We start from the raw sequence: 22,014 nt of genomic DNA on the forward strand, positions 1-22,014 counted from the left end.
CCTGTCGTTTCAGTCATGAATAAGGAGTGGTACGTCTTGTGGAAATGTTGCGAGCAACATGTTGAAATCGCTATCGATATGTATGTGGATGAAAAACAACAAGCGCCAGAAATATCAACAGTTTCTGTGGATAAAAAAGAAGAAATATGCGATTTTTGTGAACAACGCGCTGTATATATAGTAGGGAACTAATGTTTCTACACAATATGTGGATTCGTGTTGTGGATATGTGGATAAAACTTGTGGATATCATGTTTGTAAAGTGGGGATCACTTGTGAATATATACATTATTGCTGTGGGTAAGTTAAAAGAGAAATATTTAAAACAAGGCATCGAAGAGTATATGAAGCGCTTATCAACATATGCGAAAATGGACATTGTGGAAGTAGCAGATGAAAAAGCGCCAGAACAGTTAAGCGAACAACAAATGGAGCTCGTCAAAAAGAAAGAAGGCGAGCGTATTTTAGCAAAAGTTACGGATGACATGCATGTGATCGCCTTAGCGATTGAAGGAAAAATGATGTCTTCTGAGCAGTTCGCTCAAACGCTTGATCGGTTAGCGACATATGGAAAAAGCAAAATTGCTTTTGTCATCGGTGGTTCGCTCGGCTTAAGCGATGACGTCATGAAACGAGCAAACGAATCGCTTTCGTTTTCAAAAATGACCTTTCCACATCAACTCATGCGTCTCATTTTAACCGAGCAAATTTACCGCGCATTCCGTATCAATCGGGGAGAACCGTATCATAAGTAAAGCGGCTGAATTCAGCCGCTTATTTTACCCCTTTCATAAAGCTTTCAATTTTTGGTGAGATGATGAACAAAATGATACTAAAGACGATGGCGATTCCACCGATCGTTCCGAAATACGCCATTTCTGTTTCTGGTGTATAAAACTTCACGATTTGAGCGTTAATCGCTTGGGCTGCTGCGCTTGATAAAAACCATAAGCTCATCGTTTGAGCTGAAAACGCCGCCGGAGCAAGTTTTGTCGTTGCGGATAAACCGACAGGCGATAAGCATAGTTCACCAAACACAACAATTAAGTAGCTTAGCACGAGCCAAAGAGGACTTACTAACGAATCGTTTCCACCAAGATAAGCTGGCAATAAAATGACGACGAACGATAATCCAGCAAACAATAGCGCTAAAGAAAATTTCTTTGGAATGGATGGTTGTTTATTTCCTAGTTTCACCCATAGCCAAGCAAAAATCGGAGCAAACGTAATAACAAACAATGGGTTTAACGATTGGAACCAAGCTGGCGAAAGATCAATACCAGCAAAATGCAACTGTGTTCGTTTATCTGCATATGTTGCTAAAATAGTTGAACCTTGTTCTTGAATGGACCAAAACATCGCTGCTGCGATGAATAAAGGAATATAGGCGATAATGCGCGAACGTTCCACATCTGTCGTTTTCGGACTACGATACATAACGACAAAGTAAATCGTTGGAATGACAATACCGAAAATACCGACAAGCGATACAAACAAATCGATTGTTAGTGTGTTTGTCTGTAAGCCGATGAAAACGAATAAGGCAATGATCGCTACACCGATCGTACCCCATGTAAACACTTTTTTCTTCTCAGCTGCTGATAATGGATTCGGTACATGTGTTCCTGCAAGGCCGAGATTTTTCTTTTTTGTTCCGACAAATACGAGAAGTCCGAAAAACATACCGATCGCGGCAATACTAAAGCCGAGATGGAAGTTGTATTTCATGCCAACCGTTCCGACAACGAGTGGAGCTAAAAATGCCCCCAGGTTAATCCCCATATAAAAAATGCTAAATCCCGCATCGCGACGGTGATCGCCTTCTGCATATAAATCACCGACAACGCTTGAAACGTTCGGCTTAAGTAATCCTGTTCCAAGAACAATTAATACCATCGAAACGAAAAACATCGTTACACTTCCTGGAACAGCTAAAGCAATGTGACCGAGCATAATTAAAATACCGCCGTAAAACACAGCTTTTGCGGTCCCGAATAATCGGTCCGCTAACCATCCGCCAATAATGCCCGACATATAAACGAGTGAACCGTAAATGGACATGATCGCTAGAGCAGTCGGTTCATCTAATCCTAAGCCGCCTTTCGATACTTCATAATACATATAAAATACGAGAATAGCACGCATACCATAATAAGAGAAACGTTCCCAAAACTCAGTAAAAAATAATGTGAAAAGTCCTCTCGGATGGCCGAAAAAGCCACGTTGGGGAACGCTTTCGACAATGCGTTGCTTACTTTGTGACATAACGAAACCCCTTTCATTTTTTAAAATAATAATTTTTATTTTCTGTATTTTTTTAATGAAACCAATCTTATATTAAATAAATAGGTTTCACAAGTAATCATTTTAAACGAATGGGTAAATGAAGTAAATAAAAAATTTTCTAAAATAATATAAGGGTATGGCGAAAAACCCATACCCTTATTTGCGATGCATTTTAAATTGTAAAAACAATTCATTGTAGTACGCGAGCATGTTTTTTCCGAGGTTTTCATACACTTCCAGCTTACTAGCAAGCTGTTCGCTTGGATAAAAACGTTCGTCTTCCACTATCTCTTTCGGCAAGTATTCAAGCGCTTTTTTATTTGGCGTTGAGTAGCCGACGTATTCCGCGTTTTGAGCCGCGTTTTTCGGGTCAAGCATAAAGTTAATAAATTGATGAGCACCTTCAATGTTTTTCGCTGTTTTCGGAATAACCATATTATCAAACCATAAATTTGTTCCTTCTTTTGGGATCACGTAATCAAGCCGTTCGTTTTCCCACATCATTTCTGCTGCATCGCCCGACCAAACGATGCCGATCGCGGCTTCTTCGTTCGCAAGCAGCATTTTAATTTCGTCACCGACAATCGCTTTGACGTTTGGTGTTAGCTGATCAAGTTTTTGTTTTGCTTGTAGTAAATGTATTTTGTTTGTATCGTTAAGTGAATAATGTAGACTATTTAGCGCCATGCCCATAATTTCACGTGCACCGTCAACAAGTAAAATTTGATTTTTCAATGCGGGGTCCCATAAATCGTTCCAACTCGTTATTTCTTTTCCGCCAAGTAGTGCACGATTGTAGACGATGCCGACCGTTCCCCAAAAGTAAGGAATGGAATATTCATTGCCTGGATCAAACGATAAGTCAAGAAAACGTTTATCAATATAGCGCAAGTTTGGGATTTTTGAATGATTGATCGGAAGTAACAACCCTTCCTCTTTCATTTTGCTGATGGCGTATTCTGACGGAACAGCGACATCGAATGTTGTGCCACCTTGGGAAATTTTTGTCATCATCGCTTCATTCGAATCAAATGTTTGGTAAATGACTTTGAGACCCGTTTCTTTTTCAAATTTTTTAATGAGCGCAGGATCAATATAGTCGCCCCAGTTATAAATCGTTAACGTATTAGCTCCCCCATACCCTTTGGACGATTCGATCGTTTTTGTGACATAAAGCAAACTAAAAGCAATGAGCCAAACGAGCAAAAAAAGTGATGATATTTTTTTCATTTTTGTCCCCCCTTAACGCTAGCGCGTTGTGTGATGACGTAATACACAACAACGAGAACAAGCGTAAATAAGAAAAGAAGGGTAGATAAAGCGTTAACGGATAACGAAATCCCTTGTCGTGCGCGCGAATAAATTTCCACAGACAACGTCGAAAAGCCGTTCCCTGTCACGAAAAACGTGACCGCAAAGTCATCAAGCGAGTACGTGAGCGCCATGAAAAAGCCAGCAAAAATGCCAGGTGTAACGTATGGAAGGATGACTTTTGTTAATATGTTCCACTCATTTGCCCCTAAATCGCGTGCTGCATCAATCAACGTCGGGCTCATTTCCTGCAGCTTTGGCAACACCATTAATACGACAATCGGAATGCTGAAAGCAATATGAGACAATAAGACAGATGTAAATCCAAGCTGGATGCCAGCAATCGTAAATAAGATCAGAAACGATGCCCCAATAATGACGTCAGGGCTGACGATTAAAACGTTATTTAGCGTAAGCAACGTTTGTTTCCAACGATGTTTTGCATAATAAATGGTAATAGCGCCAAACACGCCAATGATTGTCGCAAGTGATGACGATAATAAGGCGATAATCATTGTATGCAAAACGATAATAAACAAGCGTGTATCAGCAAACACTTCTTTATACCAGTCAAGAGTAAATGATTCGAAATGATGCATCGTCCCGCCACTATTAAACGAGTAATAAATTAAATAAAAAATAGGCATGTATAATACGAAAAATATAAAAGCTAAATAGAGGCGAGAAAATTTCATTGTCTCACCCCCCATTTTTTATTTCCTGTTAACGCCATAATGCTAGCCATGGCGATCATTAAAAAGACAGCGATTGTCGCCCCCATTCCCCAGTTTTGCGTCACGAGAAAATGTTGCTCAACCGCAGTGCCAAGCGTAATAACGCGGTTTCCAGCGATTAATCTTGTCAACATAAAGAGCGAAAGCGACGGAATGAACACCGCTTGACACCCTGCTTTGACACCATCGAGCGTAAGCGGAAAAATGACGCGACGAAATATCGTCCATTCGCTCGCTCCTAAGTCGCGCGCTGCATCGATCAAAGAAGGGTTCAATTTTTCAAGCGCATTAAAAATCGGCAAAATCATAAACGGAATAAAAATATAAACAGATACAAAAACAAAACTAAAGTCCGTAAACAATAGTTGTTTCGTCCCAATTCCAATCGCCTCAAATAGCGCATTGACTGCCCCATACGTGCCGAATAGTCCGAGGAAAGCGTACGCTTTTAACAATAAATTGACCCATGTCGGCAAAATAATAAGCAACAGCCATAACTGCTTATGCTTCGTTTTTGTTAACAAATAAGCGGTTGGGTATGCAATAAGGAGTGAACATGCTGTAATTAAAAATGCATACCAAAACGAATTTACTGTCATTCGTAAATAAACAGATGTGAAAAAAGTTTCATAGTTAACGAGCGAGAAATGGCCTTCAATATCGAAAAAAGAATAATAAATAATAAGAATAATCGGTGCAACAACGAACAACCCGATCCACAACCAATAGGGGATGGCATAAGCATATCGGCGCATATTATTCACCCCCACTCCGCTTCATGACATGAATAGCTTCTGGCTCAAAATGGAGGCCAATTTCTTCCCCGATATCCGCCTTTTTTGTCGAGTGAACGAGCCACTCATTTCCATACGTATCGTAACAACAAAGCTCATAATGCACGCCACGGAATAAAACAGAATCAACGCGCACGCGCAATTTGCCGCGCTCAACAGTTGTTAACTCTAAATCTTCAGGTCGAATGACAATATCTACTTGTTCATTGTTCGCAAAGCCGCGATCGATGCACGTAAATCGTTGATTCGCAAATTCCACAACAAAATCGTCAATCATCGTTCCAGTAATGATATTTGATTCTCCGATAAAGTCAGCGACGAAACGGTTCACAGGTTCATCATAAATATCTTTTGGTGTACCACGTTGTTCAATCTTTCCTTTGTTTAGCACAAAGATTTCATCTGACATCGCAAGCGCTTCTTCTTGATCGTGAGTAACGAAAATAAACGTAATGCCAAGTCTTCGTTGCAATTCTCGTAACTCGTATTGCATTTCTGTTCGAAGTTTTAAATCAAGCGCCGATAGCGGTTCATCTAGTAACAGCACATCCGGTTCGTTGACGATCGCACGAGCGATAGCGACACGTTGTCGTTGTCCTCCTGACATTTCATGAATGGCCCGTTGTTCGTATCCTTCTAAGTTGACGAAGCGAAGGGCTTCTTTTACTTTTTGCTCAATGTCTACCTTTGGCACTTTTTTTATGCGTAAGCCAAAAGCAACGTTTTCAAACACGTTTAAGTGAGGAAAAAGCGCATAATCTTGAAATACTGTATTCACTTGTCGTTTATTTGCTGGAACATTGTTCATTCGTTTCCCGTGAAAGTAAATATCCCCTTTTGTCGGTTCGATAAACCCAGCAATTAGGCGAAGAATCGTTGTTTTTCCGCAGCCAGAAGGGCCAAGAAGCGTATAAAATTTGCCGCGCTCCATTTCAAAACTGACGTCATCGAGCACAGGAAGATCATCATCGTATTGTTTTGTAACATGGTCAAAGCGAATAATGACGCGATCGTCCATCTCGTTTTTCTCACCTCATTTAGCTATTTTTTAAATTCATTATGAACGATCGCCCTATGTTCAGCAACTTTTTATTGGAGCACACCATAGCTAATCATTTCAACCGTTGGACGAATGTTAATTTCTGCTTTCGCAAACGCTTTTGGCCAGCTTTTTTGTTTTTTAAAATGCTTGTATTCATAGGCGCGAGCATATAAGCCAAAGCCGATCGGATCGACTTCATATGTTTGCATTTTTTTCACGATCGCTTCAAGTTGTTTTTGTATTTCTTTTGCGAGCAATTGTTCGAGTTTTTTCTTTTCTTTTTTCATATCAATATGTGTCGTTGTTTCGGTCAAAATGGCACCTAGATGTATATGAACGTCAAAGCGAAACATCCCATTTTGAAACGACGGTTTATATGAAAAATCACCCTTTTCAATCGAAATGCTTACATATTCTTTTTGTTTTGTTAGACCCTTTATAGCGAGTGTAAGCGATGTCGCAGGTTTAATATTTTTGTTTAATATCGCAAAATATGGACTTTCTTTTTGTGATAATGAGCCGACATATTTTCGTTGTTTATTAAATAAAGCAATCCCCCCTGCGACTAAATCACCTTTCTGTACTTTTAAGATCGGTGCAAATGGGGTTTGAGCACGATCAAGCGATAAACGTCGAAACTCAAGTAAATTGATTTTTGTTGTTTGTTTACTTTTATGTGCTGTTAATAACACATCCCGAATAGCCACAGATAGACGCGGTTTATCGTCAAGACGAATGTACATGACATCTTTTAACGGACCGTCAAAAACGATGAAATTGGCTGTTGTTGAATTTTTTGGGTCGCGATAAAACACGTCTAAATACGAAAACATATCATGTGTTTTCGCAAATGTTTTGCTGACAATGATGTTTTGAGCTTTTCCTCCAACAATTTTCCCTAAGGCAAAGGCGTTTGCTTTTGAACGTCCGTCCCGTGGTGTTACTCCTAATGTACGAATGACTTCGTAAATGTTTTTAGCCTCTTTATTAAACACCGGGCTAACAGAATAGATAAGTAATTTTCCATTTTTCCCTGTATCCAATCCGACAGTCAATGCGAGTGTGAGATCATCTAGTTGTGTTTTTGCACTACATCCAGTTGTGAAAAGAAAACAGAGGAAGACGTACATATATTTTTTCATTTCTTTTTTCCTCCTTGAAACCATTGCGCCATGGAAACATAAATAAACAAGAAGATAGGAAAAATATAAGCCCCCCATAGGCCATATCGTTCCCACCACGATCCCATCGTTTGAATATGAGAAAAGGATGGATTGTATAAAAAAGACGTTAAAATAAATATGCAAACGGCAATAAGCAATACAATCATATGGTCTTTTTTTCCGATGAGTTGACTCATGCCAAAAACAGTTGTGAAAATGTACGGAATGCCTGTCGTTGACATGACGAACAAATAAAACGATAAAAAGATGACTTCAAACCGTTCAATAAATGAAAACTCAATCGTTTTAAGTAGCGACAGCGTCGGCCAAATAAGCGAAGGAGTTTCATCAGGACTAAAAAAAATAAAACATGTGACCGTAATTAATAAAAAAGTAAAAGCCGAAATGCTGTTGGCGATGACCATCGCTTTTATCGCATGTTTTTTTTCTTTTAAAAACGGGTAAAACACGAACGCTAATTCAAAACCTAAAAACGACAAAATCGTCGTTTTTACCGCTTGAAAAATAGGTGCCCATCCTTCTTTTAAAATAGGGAGCATATATAAAATCGTCCCTTTCTGTAACGGTATCGCAATAAGAATGGGCATCCAAAGCGTTAAGTAAAAGACGACTTCAGCATAACGTCCAAGCACGCGCACACCATTTCGTGTAATTAACAAAGCAGGCAACATAAATAACATCATGACGAGATAATTCGGTGTGTTTGGTAAAATCCATACTTGTGTAATATGAATGGACGTAAAAATAACAGTAATAGCTGCTAATAAAGCGTAAGCGACAAAAACAAGATGGATTAATGTCCCAAATATCCTTCCAAAATAGCGACGAGAAAGATCGAAAATCGTGTCTTGTGGATGCTTCGCCATCGTTTTTATAATGATCGTGCTTGCGATGATAGAAATAAGCCACCCAATAATAATAGCGATCCATCCATCCGTATTGGCAATATCAGCAAGCTGGGCTGGAAGCGATAAAATGCCAATGCCGATTTGTGCGCCTGAGATCAGAAAAATATATTGCATTATCGTGATTTCGTTAAATCTATATCGTTTCATAAGCACCACTTATTTGCGAAATTTTTTTTGTCTCGTCAGTTGTGTCGGACGAGCGGATAATGGTCGCGTGCGCATCATCCAAAGCGGAAAGCGTAAAATCGTATCTTTCCAGTCGCGCAATCGTGCAGGAGCGAATGGACTCCCTTCAGGTGTGCCAAGTGACTCTAACGAAATGAGATGACCGATAATAAGCATGAAACCGATGACCATTCCAACTAAACCAAATAAAGAAGCAGCAATCATCATTGGAAAGCGCAGTAAACGAATCGATTCCGACATATCCGGATTTGGAATAATAAATGACGCAATGGCAGTTAATGAGACGATAACGACCATAATGTTGCTGACGATGCCGGCTTCAACGGCAGCTTGCCCGATGACGACACCGCCAACGATGCCGACTGTTTGCCCAATTGGTGCAGGTAAACGTAAACCTGCTTCACGTAACATTTCAATTGCAAGCTCCATTAAAATTGCTTCTAAAATAGGGGGAAGCGGAACGCGTTCGCGCGATTCACCAATCGTTAACAATAAATTGAGTGGGATAATTTCATAATGAAACGAAAGTGCCGCAATATAAGCGGACGGTAAAAAAATCGCCATAAAAAAGGCAAGCAAGCGCAAAAGTCGTAAAAACGACGCGATCATCCAACGCGTACTGTAATCGTCAACTGTTTGGAAAAACGTAATAAACGTCATTGGTCCAATCATGACGCTAGGTGAGCGGTCAACGACGATCACGATGCGTCCTTGTAGTAAGTTACTGACCGCAGCATCTGGTCGCTCGGTTAGTAAAAATTGCGGAAACGGTGAAAATGGATTGTCTTCAATATGTTGCATGAGCTCGCCTGTATTGACGATTGTATCGACGTCAACTTGTTCAATTCGATCTTTCAATTCTTGCAGTACTTCTGGATGAGCAACGTCTTCTAAATATAATAATGAGACAGGGGTATGTCCCCGTCTGCCGACAGTCGTTTCTTCAATTTTTAGTTGTTGATGTGGCAAATAGCGACGAATTAAGGCGATATTTTTTTCGCACGTTTCAATAAATCCTTGATGTGATCCTTTTAGTGACGATTCAATTTGTGGTTCTGCGATGGCACGTTGTGGCCATCCTTGTGTATCTAAAAGTAATACTTGATTGTCCCCGTCTAGTAATAGTGCGGTTTCTCCTTGAAACAAATGTTGAATGACATGTTCCCATTTTGTCGTGTATGATTTTGAACCAATCGGGAGTTGAATATCTGCAATTGTATGAATTTGTTTCGTTTCAAATAAAAGCGGATCAATAATATTATTGTTAATCGAATTTTTATCAACGAGCGTATTAAGATATACAAGTAACGCCCGTTTTTTCGGTTCGCCAATGAGTAGATGGCAATATACAAGATCAGGCGTTTTTGTAAAATAGTCACGCAACGTTTGTTCATTCGCATCGAGCGAATGGGCCAATAGTTGTTGAGTGCCGTTCATTATTCATCCCCTTTCAGCTGTTGAAGCGGTTCGATGGCCGGCCCTTCTAGCACTTTTCCTGTAAAACAAAACCGTGAACCATGACAAGGACAGTCCCATGACCGCTCGCTGTTGTTCCATTCGAGTTCACACCCCATATGTGTACATGTCGTATCGACGACATAAAGTGTACCGTCATCGTCGCGATAAGCACCAGCTCGTTTTCCGTCTACATTTACCACAGCCCCTTCTCCACGCAATATGTCGCGGGGGGTACGAAGGGCGTATTCAAGCTTTCCAATGAAGAAATGTTTCGCGACATCGATTCCGTCTGCCAGTAAGTGATTGAGCGACGGATCAGCGACAAATCGCGACGGAGCAAACAGCTGAGCATAACGATTTTCTTTTTGTAATGCTAAATCGGCTAATAGCTGAGCTGCGACCACACTTGTCGTCATACCCCATTTTCGATATCCTGTTGCAACAAGTATGTGTGGAAGGCTTGTGCGAACAGGACCGATGTATGGAAGATTGTCTAGTGTGACGAGATCTTGCGCTGACCAACGATATTGCACGTTCGAAAGTCCGAATATATGTTCTGAAAATGATTGCAACGCTTCGTAGTGTTGAATCATGTTCGTTCCTTGTCCAACTTTGTGCGACTCACCACCAATCAAAAGAAGAGGTTTGTCGTCTATCATCGTGTATCGCAACGATCGCTTTGGTTCATTTGTGCTTAAATACATACCTTGCAGTCGTTCATGAGCTTCAACTGCAATGACGTATGACCGTTCTGCATGCAAGCGTGCAAAGTAAAAAGCAGGGTCAACAAACGGAAAATGGGTACAAATGACAACCGTGTCGCACGTGATCGTTGCGCCATTTTTCGTTTGTACAATCGGGCGATTGGTTGTCTCGATATGTTGTGCAACAGTTTGTTCGTAAAAAGATGCCCCATGTTTGACCGCGAGCTCCACTAATGTTTTTAAATAATGGAGCGGATGAAATTGCGCTTGGTTGCGCATCATGACTGCACCTCGGACGGAAAAAGGAAGCGAAAGTTGATCGACATATGCCCCGTCGATGCCGAGCTTTACATACGCTTTCCACTCCGCTTCAAGCATATGTAATTGTGTTTCTTCCGTCGTATACACGTACGCGTCTTCTAGCGATACGTCGCAATGAATATCGTGTTCTTTTATCGTTTGCAAAATCGATTGCAACGCTTTTTCATTTGCTTCGTAATAATGGCGAGCATTTTCTTCACCGAAATGAGCGATCAGTTCGTGGTAAATGAGATCGTGTTGGGCAGTTATTTTTGCGGTTGTATGTCCTGTTGTGCCGTTACATAGTCGGTCTGCTTCGATGACAGCGACACGCACCCCTTGCTTAGCAAGCAAATAGGCCGTTGTAATGCCTGTTATTCCTCCTCCAACAACCGCTATGTCGACATCAAGCGATTGCGTAAGCGATGGAAAAGAAGGAAGTGTTGTTGATTGTAGCCAATACGATTGAGATGACTTTGGTAAAGACATGAGTTTGTTCCTCCATATCCATGTTTTTCTTAATTTTCCCCAAATCGAAAAGTTTATGATGAACATTTGTAAAGATGATAAAATGGAAATAGACGTGTATAGAAATGTTTTTATAACATAACGTAAGAGGGAGAGTTAAAGTGAATAAAGATGCAAGTGTTCGTTTACAAGATAATATCGTCTTAGAACATTACGGGCTGAATGAATTGCATTTAGAATCTGTTCGCCATTATCGTGAGCAATTTGCAAAAGTCAAACCAAACCACCCATGGAACGGTTTAGAAACGAAAGATTTTTTATATAAGATTGGGGCATGGGGAAAAATACGAAACACAAGCAAAGAGGGTCTCACACTCGCAGGACTTCTTATGTTTAGCGAAGAGCGAATGATTACAGAAGTTTTACCGCAATACTTTCTTGAATATCGTGAACATGGCGATAATCATATGCATTGGACAAATCGTTTTACTTCACAAGATGGAACGTGGTCGGGAAATATTTATGATTTTTATTTTAAAGTAATGAACGAGCTAAAAGATGGATCAGAAGCTGAAAAAGAAGCTATGCATGAGGCGCTTGTTAATGCGATCGTCCATGCCGATTACAACGGTGATGGGGGCATTATTGTCGAACGGCAGCGCTCATCCGTGCAATTTTCTAATCCAGGACTTTTTGGTATCCCATTAGAACAAGCATTTAGCGGCGGTGTTAGCCATTTGCGTAATCCGAATGTGTTTAAAATGTTTATTTACATTCATTTTTGCAAGCGAGCTGGAGTCGGTTTGAAAACGATCGAAACGATTTGTTTGCAACAGCCTGTTATTGATCAATACGATTTCCAGGAGCGGACGGTTATTACATTACCAATCGTGTCCTTTCCAGAAAGACATAAACAAGACGATGATCTAGAGATGGTATGTGATTGGACAGACCATTTAGAGTTGGTTGACTCCATAAATAACGAAAACAACTCTTGTAATAGTGATCAAAACTCCATAAATATCGACTTGAAGTCCATAAACAAAGGGATTAAGTCCGTAAATAATGATTCCGACTCCGTAAACACCGGACTTTACTCCATAAATAACGAAAACAACTCCTATAATAAAGAGCAAAACTCCATAAATAATTCACCTAACTTCGTAAATAACGAAGAAGAAACGAATATCGATCAAGAGCTCTGGAGTATTGCTGAGATTGCGCGTAAGAAAAAAAGGCTTGCACCGGCAAAGATGGAAGAAATCATTTTGCAACTATGTGCCCATCGGCCATTCATGTTAAAAGAATTAGCTTATTTATTAGATCGAACGCCAGACGGACTGCGCAATAATTATTTAGGAAAGCTGTTAGCGGAAGGGAAAATGCGTTTAAAGTATCCAGACCAACCAAATCATCCAAAACAAGCATATATAACAAATAAGCAATATTCATGATTTGTTCAATATTTCACAATCTATAGTATAGAAAAGAATGTTACAATAATGGTAACAAAAGAAAAGTTGAGGTGACAGATGATGCTCGTATGCGAATGGAGAAACTTTTCAACAGATGCAGAAACATATACATTGGAGCTATTTGAAGAAATGATTGGGGACGAATTTGAAGCAATGATGTTTGAAGATGATCAAGATATTCCTTCTTATATATGGACAGTGAACTATGTCGTGATCGTTAAGCGAAATACGCGCATGTACAACGATATTTCGTTTACAAAAATTCCACGCAATCCAGTATGTGAGTAACCGCCTTCTTTATAAGAAGCGGTTCTCTTGCACAATATATTTGCTCAATATTTCACAAAGTTGACACACACAAACGATCCTATCTTCGTTATAATGTGAATGTGAAAGTAATCACATTTTTATTTTCGATCAACTTGTGAAAAAATTCACAAGTAAATATAGGAGGGTCTTATATGGCTGTTGATGAAAAAGTATTAGACCAAAAGAAAGAAGTTACAAAGATGATCGATACGCTCGTGGCGAATGCGCAAAAAGCGTTAAAAGCGTTTCGCGATTACGATCAAGAAACGATTGACCATATCGTCAAGCAAATGGCGTTAGCTGGACTTGATAAACATATGTATTTAGCGAAATTAGCGATTGAAGAAACAAAACGTGGCGTATATGAAGATAAAATCATTAAAAACATTTTTGCGACAGAATACATTTATCATAACATTAAGTACGATAAAACGGTTGGCGTTATCCGCGAAAATGAACATGAAGGCATTATTGAAATTGCCGAGCCTGTTGGCGTCATTGCTGGGGTAACACCGGTAACAAACCCAACATCGACAACGATGTTTAAAGCGCTCATTTCAATTAAGACCCGCAACCCAATCATTTTTGCGTTCCATCCGTCCGCGCAAAAATGTAGCAGTGAAGCGGCACGCATTTTACGTGATGCAGCAATTGCGGCTGGCGCGCCAGAACATTGTATTCAATGGATCGAAACGCCTTCCGTTGAAGCAACGCAACAATTGATGCATCACCCTGGCGTTTCGCTTATTCTCGCGACAGGTGGAGCAGGCATGGTCAAAGCGGCATATAGCTCAGGAAAACCAGCATTAGGGGTTGGACCTGGTAACGTGCCTTGCTATATTGAGAAAACAGCAAATATAAAACGTGCTGTGAACGACCTTATTCTTTCAAAAACGTTTGACAACGGTATGATTTGTGCATCTGAACAAGCGGTCATTATTGATAAAGAAATTTATGACGCGGTAAAAAACGAAATGATTTCAAACAAATGTTATTTCTTAAATGAAGAAGAAAAGAAAAAAGTTGAAAAGCTTGTCATTAATGAAAATACGTGCGCAGTAAATCCGAATATCGTCGGTAAACCAGCATATGAAATTGCGAAAATGGCAGGAGTTGACGTGCCGGTTGATACGAAAATTCTTGTGGCAGAACTAAAAAGCGTCGGTCCGCAAGAGCCACTTTCTCGTGAAAAATTAAGTCCGGTATTGGCGTGCTATAAGGTGAATAGTACAGAAGAAGGATTAAAACGAGCAGAAGAAATGCTTGAGTTCGGTGGACTTGGCCACTCTGCTGTTATTCATTCAGAAAATCAAGAAGTCATTCTTGAATTCGGTAAGCGAATGAAAGCAGGGCGAATCATTTCGAACGCACCATCTTCACAAGGGGCGATCGGTGACATTTACAATGCATACATTCCGTCATTGACGCTCGGTTGCGGTACGTTTGGAGGTAACTCGGTTTCAACAAACGTAGGTGCGACACATTTAATGAACATTAAAAAATTAGCGAGAAGGAATGTAAACATGCAATGGTTTAAAGTTCCGCCAAAAATTTATTTTGAAAAACATGCAACACAATATTTAGCGAAAATGCCAAACATCTCACGTGCCTTTATTGTTACAGATCCAGGCATGGTGAAGCTTGGCTATGTCGATAAAGTGTTGTACTATTTACGCAAACGCCCAGATTATGTGCATTGCGAAATTTTCTCAGAAGTGGAGCCAGATCCATCCATTGAAACAGTGATGAAAGGTGCCGACATGATGCATGCGTTCCAACCAGACGTCATCATCGCCCTCGGCGGTGGTTCGGCGATGGACGCGGCGAAAGCGATGTGGTTGTTCTATGAACATCCAAATACAGACTTTAACGGCTTAAAACAAAAGTTTTTAGATATTCGTAAACGTGTATTTAAATATCCAAAACTCGGTCAAAAAGCGCAATTTGTCGCGATTCCAACAACGTCTGGTACAGGTTCAGAAGTCACATCGTTTGCGGTTATTACAGATAAGAAAAATAATGTAAAATATCCACTCGCTGATTATGAGTTGACACCAGATGTCGCGATCGTTGACCCACAATTTGTTATGACGATGCCAAAACATATTACAGCCGATACAGGTATGGACGTATTAACACATGCGATTGAAGCGTACGTATCGAACATGGCGAACGACTATACAGACGGATTAGCATTAAAAGCGATTCAGCTCGTCTTTGAATACTTGCCACGTGCATACAAAAACGGCAACGACGAAGTAGCGCGCGAAAAAATGCACAACGCATCAACAATTGCCGGTATGGCATTTGCGAACGCATTTTTAGGTATTAACCATAGCTTAGCGCATAAACTTGGTGCAGAATTCCATATTCCGCACGGACGTGCGAATACGATTTTAATGCCGCATGTCATTCGTTACAACGCGCAAAAACCGAAAAAGTTTACAGCGTTTCCGAAGTACGAACATTTCGTTGCTGACCAGCGTTACGCGCAAATTGCCCGCTTGCTTGGCTTGCCAGCGAAAACGACAGAAGAAGGAGTAGAAAGCCTCGTTCAAGCGATCATTAAGCTCGCAAAAGAACTCGACATGCCATTAAGCATCGCGGCAACAGGCGTCAGCAAAGAAGAGTTTGAAAGCAAAGTCGAACAACTTGCTGAATTAGCTTTCGAAGATCAATGTACAACAGCTAACCCAAAATTACCATTAGTCAGCGACCTTGCCGACATTTATCGCCAAGCGTATAAAGGGGTTTAGCAGTTAGTTAAATACGGAAGAATTTAAAGTTGTTCTTCTGTCAAGTATAGTATTTTATATGTGTGTTAGTATATATAATTCAGAGGGTATTCCAAAGACAAACGGAGTACCCTTTTTTATATTTTAAAACGATAAAATTAGGTATTTTCCACAATAAAAATTGCGGAAAATACGGATATACATTATTTTCTTTTTTTTTTTATAATTTTAATAGACCGATCGGTAATATGTAACGTTTTATCATTATACAACATTGGGGGAAGAAGAATGATAAGATTGCAAAAGAAAATAGTGACTATTGTTTTTTCGATGTTACTAATCTCTATAGGAGTTGTTGCTCAGGCTGGAACAAGCTATGAAGGGTATGATGTCATCGTTCCAAAATTCAATGGAAATGCCTTTACTCCTCAACAAGAAAAATCCAAAAGTAGTGAGTCTGTAGATCTGAAAGTATCTACTTTAGGAAAAGCGGTTGATGCAAGAGCTCATTCTTATGATGGTGGGACAGGTAATTGGGTTCGTATAGCTACTGTTGGTGGACCTTTTAAGTTGCCTAATTCTATAAAAAAGGGTGCCGCCACAAGAGTAGAGTTTAGTACAGACTTCAACGAGGTTGTTGATGTGCGAGTTAAAGGAGAATGGCGTAGCAATTAAATAAGAGCGGGGGAATGATCCCCCCTGCTCTTATTCGATTAGAAGGGGTGTTTATTTTGCGGCGACAGGTAAATGTTGAATTCAATCGGATGTTAAATAAGGGGAATGTAATTGTATGGGTTTCTATTATATTTTTTCCGATAGCTTATTTTTTCATTATTAAGGATCAATATATTTTCTACAGACATATTGAAATATTTTTACGTCTATACTCCGGAGGCATTTCTCTTTTCTTCCCAATTTTAATGGTTTTGCTTTATACAGTCCATTTTTTTGATGAGAGAAGAAATTATTTCTTACTTTACGCCCGAGCGAGAGTTCCTCTTCCTTATTATTTATTTAGCAAAATTATAGTAAATGCGACTGTTTCATTTGTAATATCTTTTCTAATGATGTTTATTCCTTTCATTTTTTGTATGTATATTGTACCAAAGTTTGAATTAGTTCGTTTATATGAAGACTTAAACAATCCTATTCCATATACGACATTTGAACAGTTGTTGTCACTTGGGAATTTACCTTATGGTGTTATTTATTCAACATGGGTTGGCTTAAATGGGATGTTGTATGCTACTTTTGGGTTAGTTTTAGTTATGCTTATGGATCGGATGATCGTTGCGCTTTTTATTCCGTTTATCTACTATTTGTTAGGAACATTTTTTACTCAGATTATAGGTATGGACAAATTTTCTCCAGATGTATCAATTTTTCCTTTTCGTATTTTCCAACAGCCCATATGGACGGCGCTCGTTCCATTTTTTTTATTAGCTGTTGTTGTTACTGTTTTAATGGTACGTTTAAAAGGAAGAGTGGATGAAATGTATGTTTAAGCTTTTTCATAGTGAGTTTGGCTACTTGAAGTGGGGTAGTGTAGCATGCATTATTTACTTTTACAGTTTAAGAAGTAAAGAGTATATTATTTTTTTAAGTCACGAAAGTAAAAAAGCTGTAAATGTATGGGATTTTATGATAGCTTATTTTGGAAATCCTTATCTCATTACGTATTTTATCTTTCCTTTTCTTTGCTTCTATTCCGTTTTCTATATCATTTCTTACTATGAAGATGTTTCACTTATAAGGTTAGGTTCCTTAAATAAATGGGGGTACAAAACAACCATCCGTTTTTTGGAGGTTCTCATCAAAACTTTTTTTATTTGGTTAGTTGTCAGTCTTATTTTATTAAAAGGAGTTTCATTCTCTAGTTCTTGGAGTGCTCTGAGCAAAGAAGATGTATTTCTCATTGAAGCACAAACAATTCAAAAGTTTATTAGTAGTCCACTTCTTTCATTTTTTTATCAAATTTTACTGATTTTTTTCTTTTTTATTTGTTTGCATATCATTTTTTGTTCTTTCTATTTGCTTATCAAAAGAGTTCGTTTGTTCATTACTTTTGTTTTTTCTGTATGGATATACGCCATTTTGTCCTTTAAGCGTTTTCCAAGCCATATGGGGGAGTTCAAGTTTTTTAGTTACTTCTCTCTTGCACAAAGTTTAGAAACATTTGATCATCTATTAGTTCCCTTTTTTACGTTTCTAATTATTGTACTTATATTGATTGTGTTGTGGAATCGAAGAAGTATAATTACTTTCTTTATCGAGTATAAGTATTATATCTCGTTCTTATTAACGGTTGTGGTCGTAATGTGGGTGCAACAAACAAAAGACATGGGAACGTCAATGGATTTTTTTTGCTCTGTTTTCCTAGGTATAACAAAGCATGCTCGCTTCTTGCCTCTTTTAACATATATGATTTTTTACATAGGATTTGCTTATGTGTTCAGCGTGTTTTGGCAACAAGAGAAGAAGAACATGATTTATTATGAATTCATACGGTACGGCTCAGCTTATAAGTGGTTAAAAAAAGAATTTTTAAGCATAACGTTATTTAGTTTGATTTATCTTGTTTTTTTATTTGTTGCATCACTTACTATTTCGTTATTAAAGGGAGTGCCGCTTCTCTTTTCCATATCGTTTCAAAAGGACGTTGCAGTAGTTGATTTATTGTATCATTTTTTTATTAATGGGTATTTGCAAATTGTTTTCTATGTGTTATTTGTCATGTTTTTTTACTTTTTGAACCAAAATGTGTATGGTATAGCATTGCTCTCAATCATGACGATATGGTCTACTTCGCCGTTTATTCCTTTTAAGCTAAACAGCTTAGGATATGTTTTAGAAGGGAAATCCGTTTATTTGATTAGCCTTGTTTTACTTCTGTGGTTGATAGCAATAATAATGAGTATTTGTGCTCTTTTACGAAGAAGAATTTTTTAGAGAAGGTGAAAAAACGTGGTGCATATTGAATTGAAAGAAGTATGCAAGTCTTTTAAAGGTGTTCCAATATTTCAGCATGTGAACGTAACGATTGAAAAAGGAAAAACATATGGTATTATGGGACCAAATGGTTCAGGTAAGTCAGTGTTTTTTAAGCTAATATGTGGTTTTTTAAAACCGGATTCGGGAATCATTCGTGTAGATGGAAAAGAAATTGGTTTAAACAACCGCTTTCCAGATCACTTCGGAATTATTATTGAACGCCCAGGATATATATCCAATAAAACAGGATTCCAAAATTTAAAAGAACTAGCCTTAATTAAAAATCAAATTGATGATCAAAAGATTCGGAAAACAATGGAACAAGTTGGGCTTGATCCAGATTCAAAACAAAAAGTAAAACATTATTCACTAGGAATGAAACAAAAATTAGCGTTAGCTCAAGCGATCATGGAAGATCAACAAACATTGATTTTAGATGAGCCATTTAACGCATTAGATCGTACAAGTATAGACAATATACGAAATTTACTTCTTTCCTTTAAGACGGAAGGGAGGACGATACTCATCACGAGTCATAATCAAGAAGATACCGATATTCTTTGTGACCATGTGTTTCAAATTAATCAATATACGCTACAGCAAGTAAAATAAAAAGGCGTGGAAAATCGATTCCATGCCTTTTTCTTTTCATATAGGGGCTACATTTTATAGTTCAATCATTCCTTCCTTTATTGCTTTGACGACTGCACCAACACGAGAATCGACACGGAGCTTTTTTATAATTGAAGAAACATGATGTTCTACTGTTCTCTTACTTACATTCAATGAATTACTAATGTCTTCATTCGTTTTATCTTGAGCAATTAATTTTAGAATAATTAGCTCCATTTTTGTTAGCGAGATGTTGCTACTTTCATCTATGTTACTCGGGAAAAATGAAAACCCTTGATGTGCTTGTCGAATGGCAGTTGCTAAATGAAGAATCGAATCTTCTTTTGTAACAAATGCGGAAGCACCCGCTTGTTTAGCAGCTCGTATGTACTCATTATAATTGTAGCCGGATAAGACGACCACGTGGCAATCTGGATACAACATTTTTATCTTTTTTGTCCATTCTAAACCATTCCCGTCTTTTAAACGAATATCCATAACAACAACATCAGGATTTAACGTTTCGATTGCTTCTTGTAAACAAGATAACTGCAAAACTGTTCCAACAACTTTTATATCCTCTTCTCTTTCGAGTAATTCTGCCATGCCGTCCATCACAAGTATATGATCATCTACTAATAGCACTCTAATCATCATATTTTTCCACCTCGTCAAATGGAATCATTATAAAAATTCTCGTGCCAAGTTGTTGGTCGGAATAAATATCCCATCTTCCGCCTAACGTATGTAGTTGCTTTTCAACTGAAGCTAATCCGAAGTGATGTTGTTTAATTGCGTCATATGTGTTTATAGGGATAGAAAACCCTTTCCCATCATCTTCAACAGAAATGTGCAAAATATCATCTTCTTCCCATATGGAAATAATGATGGATGTAGCTTCCGCGTGTTTGACAGCATTATAAGTAAGCTCACGAATCATCCGATAAAGGGTGACTTGCAATGTCGAAGGAATAATTCGTAATCCTAAGTCATAATACACTTCAATATCAAGCTGACTCTCCACGCGAATTTTATTTCGTAACTCATATAAGCTATTTTCTAAGCCTATATCTTCAACAAACATCGGATATAAATGTTCACACATGTTACGTACTTCACGAATTTTACTTTGTAATAAATTGTGAATTTGTTTCTCGCTTTCTTCATTTTTTCCTAATTGAATCCTTTGCCAAATGGCGATAAGCCCTTGCAATATTTCATCATGCAAAAACATGGCCATCTTCCATTTTTCATATTCTTGAATGGAATATGCCTGTTTATTAGTCAAACGATCCATTGTTTGCTCTGTTCGATGTGTGAAGTACATGTGAATGGTTTGATATATAGTAATAGAAAAGATAAGAAATATATTTACAGGAAATAAAGGGATATGGTGATCAATTACTAACAGTACAACATTACAAATAATTAAACTTATACATAAAACGGCAATTTTTCTACCCATCTTCTTTGCAGCAACAAGCCAATTTGCAATCCCTTGCTTAGTTAATAAGTATGAAAGAACTAGAGGAAAAAAAATCATACTTGCTAGCGTGTAATAAAATGAAAGAAACGAAACACCAAATAACATGTTTGGAAGAAGGCTTAAAAGTATAACAGGTGCAAATGATAAACATAGTCCAACAATAAGTACAAACAATTCGTTTTTTATTTTTTTCGAGTTCGAGCGAAGATGGAACGTAATTAATGCGACGCATGTGCCAACAGCCATCATAATATTTAGTACAATAAACAATCGAGCAGTGGCTTTTATAGATGTATTAGCTGTAGCTACACTTCCCCCAACATAGGTGACGAAACAAATGATACTCGTCCACTTTGTAATAGAGGAAACATAGTGGAAAGTTCTTGGTCTCGTTGAACTCGGAAAATATTTAAAAAATTCGAGAAGTGCGTAAGGCGCTAAACAAACAGCGAAAGCTTCAACCATTTGTGCTGTCTGCACACCTCGACTTGAAGGAATGGCACATATGATTGCAATGGCACTAACACACATTAAAGCAAAAAAACGTTGTACAACGATGGATGTTGGTTTTTGAATATACGTATATTTACCAATTAACAAGAAAAACATCCCGATGAATAAAACAATATAATAAGGGTGTTTCATATATTTTTCATGTGATTCGATCAAAATATAGGTAATAAGGAGAAGTGAGAAAAACCAAATCATTGTAAAATGTCTATTCATTGTATCACGAACTTTCTAAGTATGTTTTGAGTTCATAAATGGCTTCTTGTTTTGTCGGAAAGCAAATTTCTACTTGTTTTATTGCACGTTTCATGTATATATCAGAGAGAACAAAACAGTAGTCCAATGCCCCTGTTTTTTGTATATAATTTCTTATTAATGAAAATAATTTCTTATTAATGAAATATGGTCTGTAAAATTAGGACAATTTATATACATGCACCTTAAAACCATGACTTCTGTATGAACCCCTTTTTTCATGGCTATACTGCTCCTACATACTCATGTGTAAAAGGAGCGGAATT

The 22,014-nt window shown here is 38.3% G+C and carries 20 protein-coding genes; 9 read left to right on the forward strand and 11 right to left on the reverse strand.

Features of this window, described 5'->3' with window-relative positions; all coding sequences use genetic code 11:
- The first annotated feature begins 36 nt into the window (after positions 1–36).
- Together HNQ84_RS12645 and rlmH are read left to right on the forward strand one after the other, a co-directional pair.
- Positions 37–192, forward strand: coding sequence for a CxxH/CxxC protein (locus tag HNQ84_RS12645; protein ID WP_435622325.1), 156 nt, complete (start codon positions 37–39; stop codon positions 190–192).
- A gap of 83 nt (positions 193–275) precedes the next feature.
- Positions 276–755, forward strand: coding sequence for a 23S rRNA (pseudouridine(1915)-N(3))-methyltransferase RlmH (rlmH, locus tag HNQ84_RS12650; protein WP_192949113.1), 480 nt, complete (start codon positions 276–278; stop codon positions 753–755).
- Between the two features lie 19 nt (positions 756–774).
- Here rlmH and HNQ84_RS12655 read toward each other — a convergent pair whose 3' ends face one another.
- From HNQ84_RS12655 to HNQ84_RS12695, 9 genes are all read right to left on the reverse strand, one after another.
- Complete coding sequence (locus HNQ84_RS12655) at positions 775–2,265, reverse strand: peptide MFS transporter (RefSeq protein WP_435622326.1); 1,491 nt, start codon at positions 2,263–2,265, stop codon at positions 775–777.
- A gap of 177 nt (positions 2,266–2,442) precedes the next feature.
- On the reverse strand, positions 2,443–3,516 hold the full coding sequence (locus HNQ84_RS12660) for an ABC transporter substrate-binding protein (protein WP_435622327.1): 1,074 nt from the start codon (positions 3,514–3,516) through the stop codon (positions 2,443–2,445).
- Positions 3,513–4,292 carry an ABC transporter permease gene (locus HNQ84_RS12665; RefSeq protein WP_435622328.1) on the reverse strand — a complete coding sequence of 260 codons (780 nt, stop codon included), beginning with the start codon at positions 4,290–4,292 and terminating at the stop codon, positions 3,513–3,515. The genes HNQ84_RS12660 and HNQ84_RS12665 overlap by 4 nt, the downstream gene beginning before the upstream one ends.
- Positions 4,289–5,086: an ABC transporter permease gene (locus tag HNQ84_RS12670; RefSeq protein WP_435622329.1), complete on the reverse strand. Its 798-nt coding sequence runs from the start codon at positions 5,084–5,086 to the stop codon at positions 4,289–4,291. The genes HNQ84_RS12665 and HNQ84_RS12670 overlap by 4 nt, the downstream gene beginning before the upstream one ends.
- Before the next feature lies 1 nt (position 5,087).
- Positions 5,088–6,143, reverse strand: coding sequence for an ABC transporter ATP-binding protein (locus tag HNQ84_RS12675; RefSeq protein WP_435622330.1), 1,056 nt, complete (start codon positions 6,141–6,143; stop codon positions 5,088–5,090).
- Positions 6,144–6,214: 71 nt separating this feature from the next.
- A complete protein-coding gene (locus HNQ84_RS12680; protein WP_435622331.1) occupies positions 6,215–7,309 on the reverse strand; it encodes a Ger(x)C family spore germination protein in 1,095 nt (364 codons plus the stop codon).
- Complete coding sequence (locus tag HNQ84_RS12685; RefSeq protein ID WP_435622332.1) at positions 7,306–8,373, reverse strand: GerAB/ArcD/ProY family transporter; 1,068 nt, start codon at positions 8,371–8,373, stop codon at positions 7,306–7,308. The genes HNQ84_RS12680 and HNQ84_RS12685 overlap by 4 nt, the downstream gene beginning before the upstream one ends.
- A 42-nt stretch (positions 8,374–8,415) precedes the next feature.
- Complete coding sequence (locus HNQ84_RS12690; protein ID WP_435622341.1) at positions 8,416–9,885, reverse strand: spore germination protein; 1,470 nt, start codon at positions 9,883–9,885, stop codon at positions 8,416–8,418.
- Positions 9,882–11,396, reverse strand: a complete 1,515-nt coding sequence (locus HNQ84_RS12695; protein WP_435622333.1) for an FAD-dependent oxidoreductase — start codon at positions 11,394–11,396, stop codon at positions 9,882–9,884. The genes HNQ84_RS12690 and HNQ84_RS12695 overlap by 4 nt, the downstream gene beginning before the upstream one ends.
- Positions 11,397–11,536: 140 nt before the next feature.
- Here HNQ84_RS12695 and HNQ84_RS12700 point away from each other — a divergent pair, with 140 nt between their 5' ends.
- The 7 genes from HNQ84_RS12700 (at position 11,537) to HNQ84_RS12730 (ending at position 19,497) form a co-directional block, all read left to right on the forward strand.
- Positions 11,537–12,829, forward strand: a complete 1,293-nt coding sequence (locus tag HNQ84_RS12700; RefSeq protein ID WP_435622334.1) for a DUF8451 domain-containing protein — start codon at positions 11,537–11,539, stop codon at positions 12,827–12,829.
- A gap of 81 nt (positions 12,830–12,910) precedes the next feature.
- Positions 12,911–13,138: a hypothetical protein gene (locus HNQ84_RS12705; RefSeq protein ID WP_032101622.1), complete on the forward strand. Its 228-nt coding sequence runs from the start codon at positions 12,911–12,913 to the stop codon at positions 13,136–13,138.
- A gap of 173 nt (positions 13,139–13,311) precedes the next feature.
- A complete protein-coding gene (gene adhE / locus HNQ84_RS12710; RefSeq protein WP_435622335.1) occupies positions 13,312–15,915 on the forward strand; it encodes a bifunctional acetaldehyde-CoA/alcohol dehydrogenase in 2,604 nt (867 codons plus the stop codon).
- A 267-nt stretch (positions 15,916–16,182) separates the two neighbouring features.
- Positions 16,183–16,569 (forward strand): hypothetical protein, encoded by a 387-nt coding sequence (locus HNQ84_RS12715; RefSeq protein ID WP_435622336.1) that lies wholly within the window; start codon positions 16,183–16,185, stop codon positions 16,567–16,569.
- 47 nt (positions 16,570–16,616) lie between these two features.
- Complete coding sequence (locus tag HNQ84_RS12720; RefSeq protein ID WP_435622337.1) at positions 16,617–17,399, forward strand: ABC transporter permease; 783 nt, start codon at positions 16,617–16,619, stop codon at positions 17,397–17,399.
- A complete protein-coding gene (locus tag HNQ84_RS12725) occupies positions 17,392–18,843 on the forward strand; it encodes a hypothetical protein (protein ID WP_435622338.1) in 1,452 nt (483 codons plus the stop codon). The genes HNQ84_RS12720 and HNQ84_RS12725 overlap by 8 nt, the downstream gene beginning before the upstream one ends.
- Before the next feature lie 15 nt (positions 18,844–18,858).
- Entirely contained in the window at positions 18,859–19,497 is a 639-nt protein-coding gene (locus HNQ84_RS12730) for an ABC transporter ATP-binding protein (RefSeq protein WP_435622339.1), read from the forward strand.
- A gap of 54 nt (positions 19,498–19,551) precedes the next feature.
- Here HNQ84_RS12730 and HNQ84_RS12735 read toward each other — a convergent pair whose 3' ends face one another.
- Together HNQ84_RS12735 and HNQ84_RS12740 are read right to left on the reverse strand one after the other, a co-directional pair.
- Positions 19,552–20,154 (reverse strand): response regulator, encoded by a 603-nt coding sequence (locus HNQ84_RS12735; RefSeq protein ID WP_435622340.1) that lies wholly within the window; start codon positions 20,152–20,154, stop codon positions 19,552–19,554.
- Positions 20,144–21,592: a sensor histidine kinase gene (locus HNQ84_RS12740; RefSeq protein ID WP_435622342.1), complete on the reverse strand. Its 1,449-nt coding sequence runs from the start codon at positions 21,590–21,592 to the stop codon at positions 20,144–20,146. Before HNQ84_RS12740 ends, HNQ84_RS12735 begins: the two co-directional genes overlap by 11 nt.
- Between the last annotated feature and the right edge of the window lie 422 nt (positions 21,593–22,014).

Origin of the sequence: Anoxybacillus eryuanensis (assembly GCF_051200995.1) — a bacterium.
GTDB classification, from domain to species: domain Bacteria; phylum Bacillota; class Bacilli; order Bacillales; family Anoxybacillaceae; genus Anoxybacillus; species Anoxybacillus tengchongensis.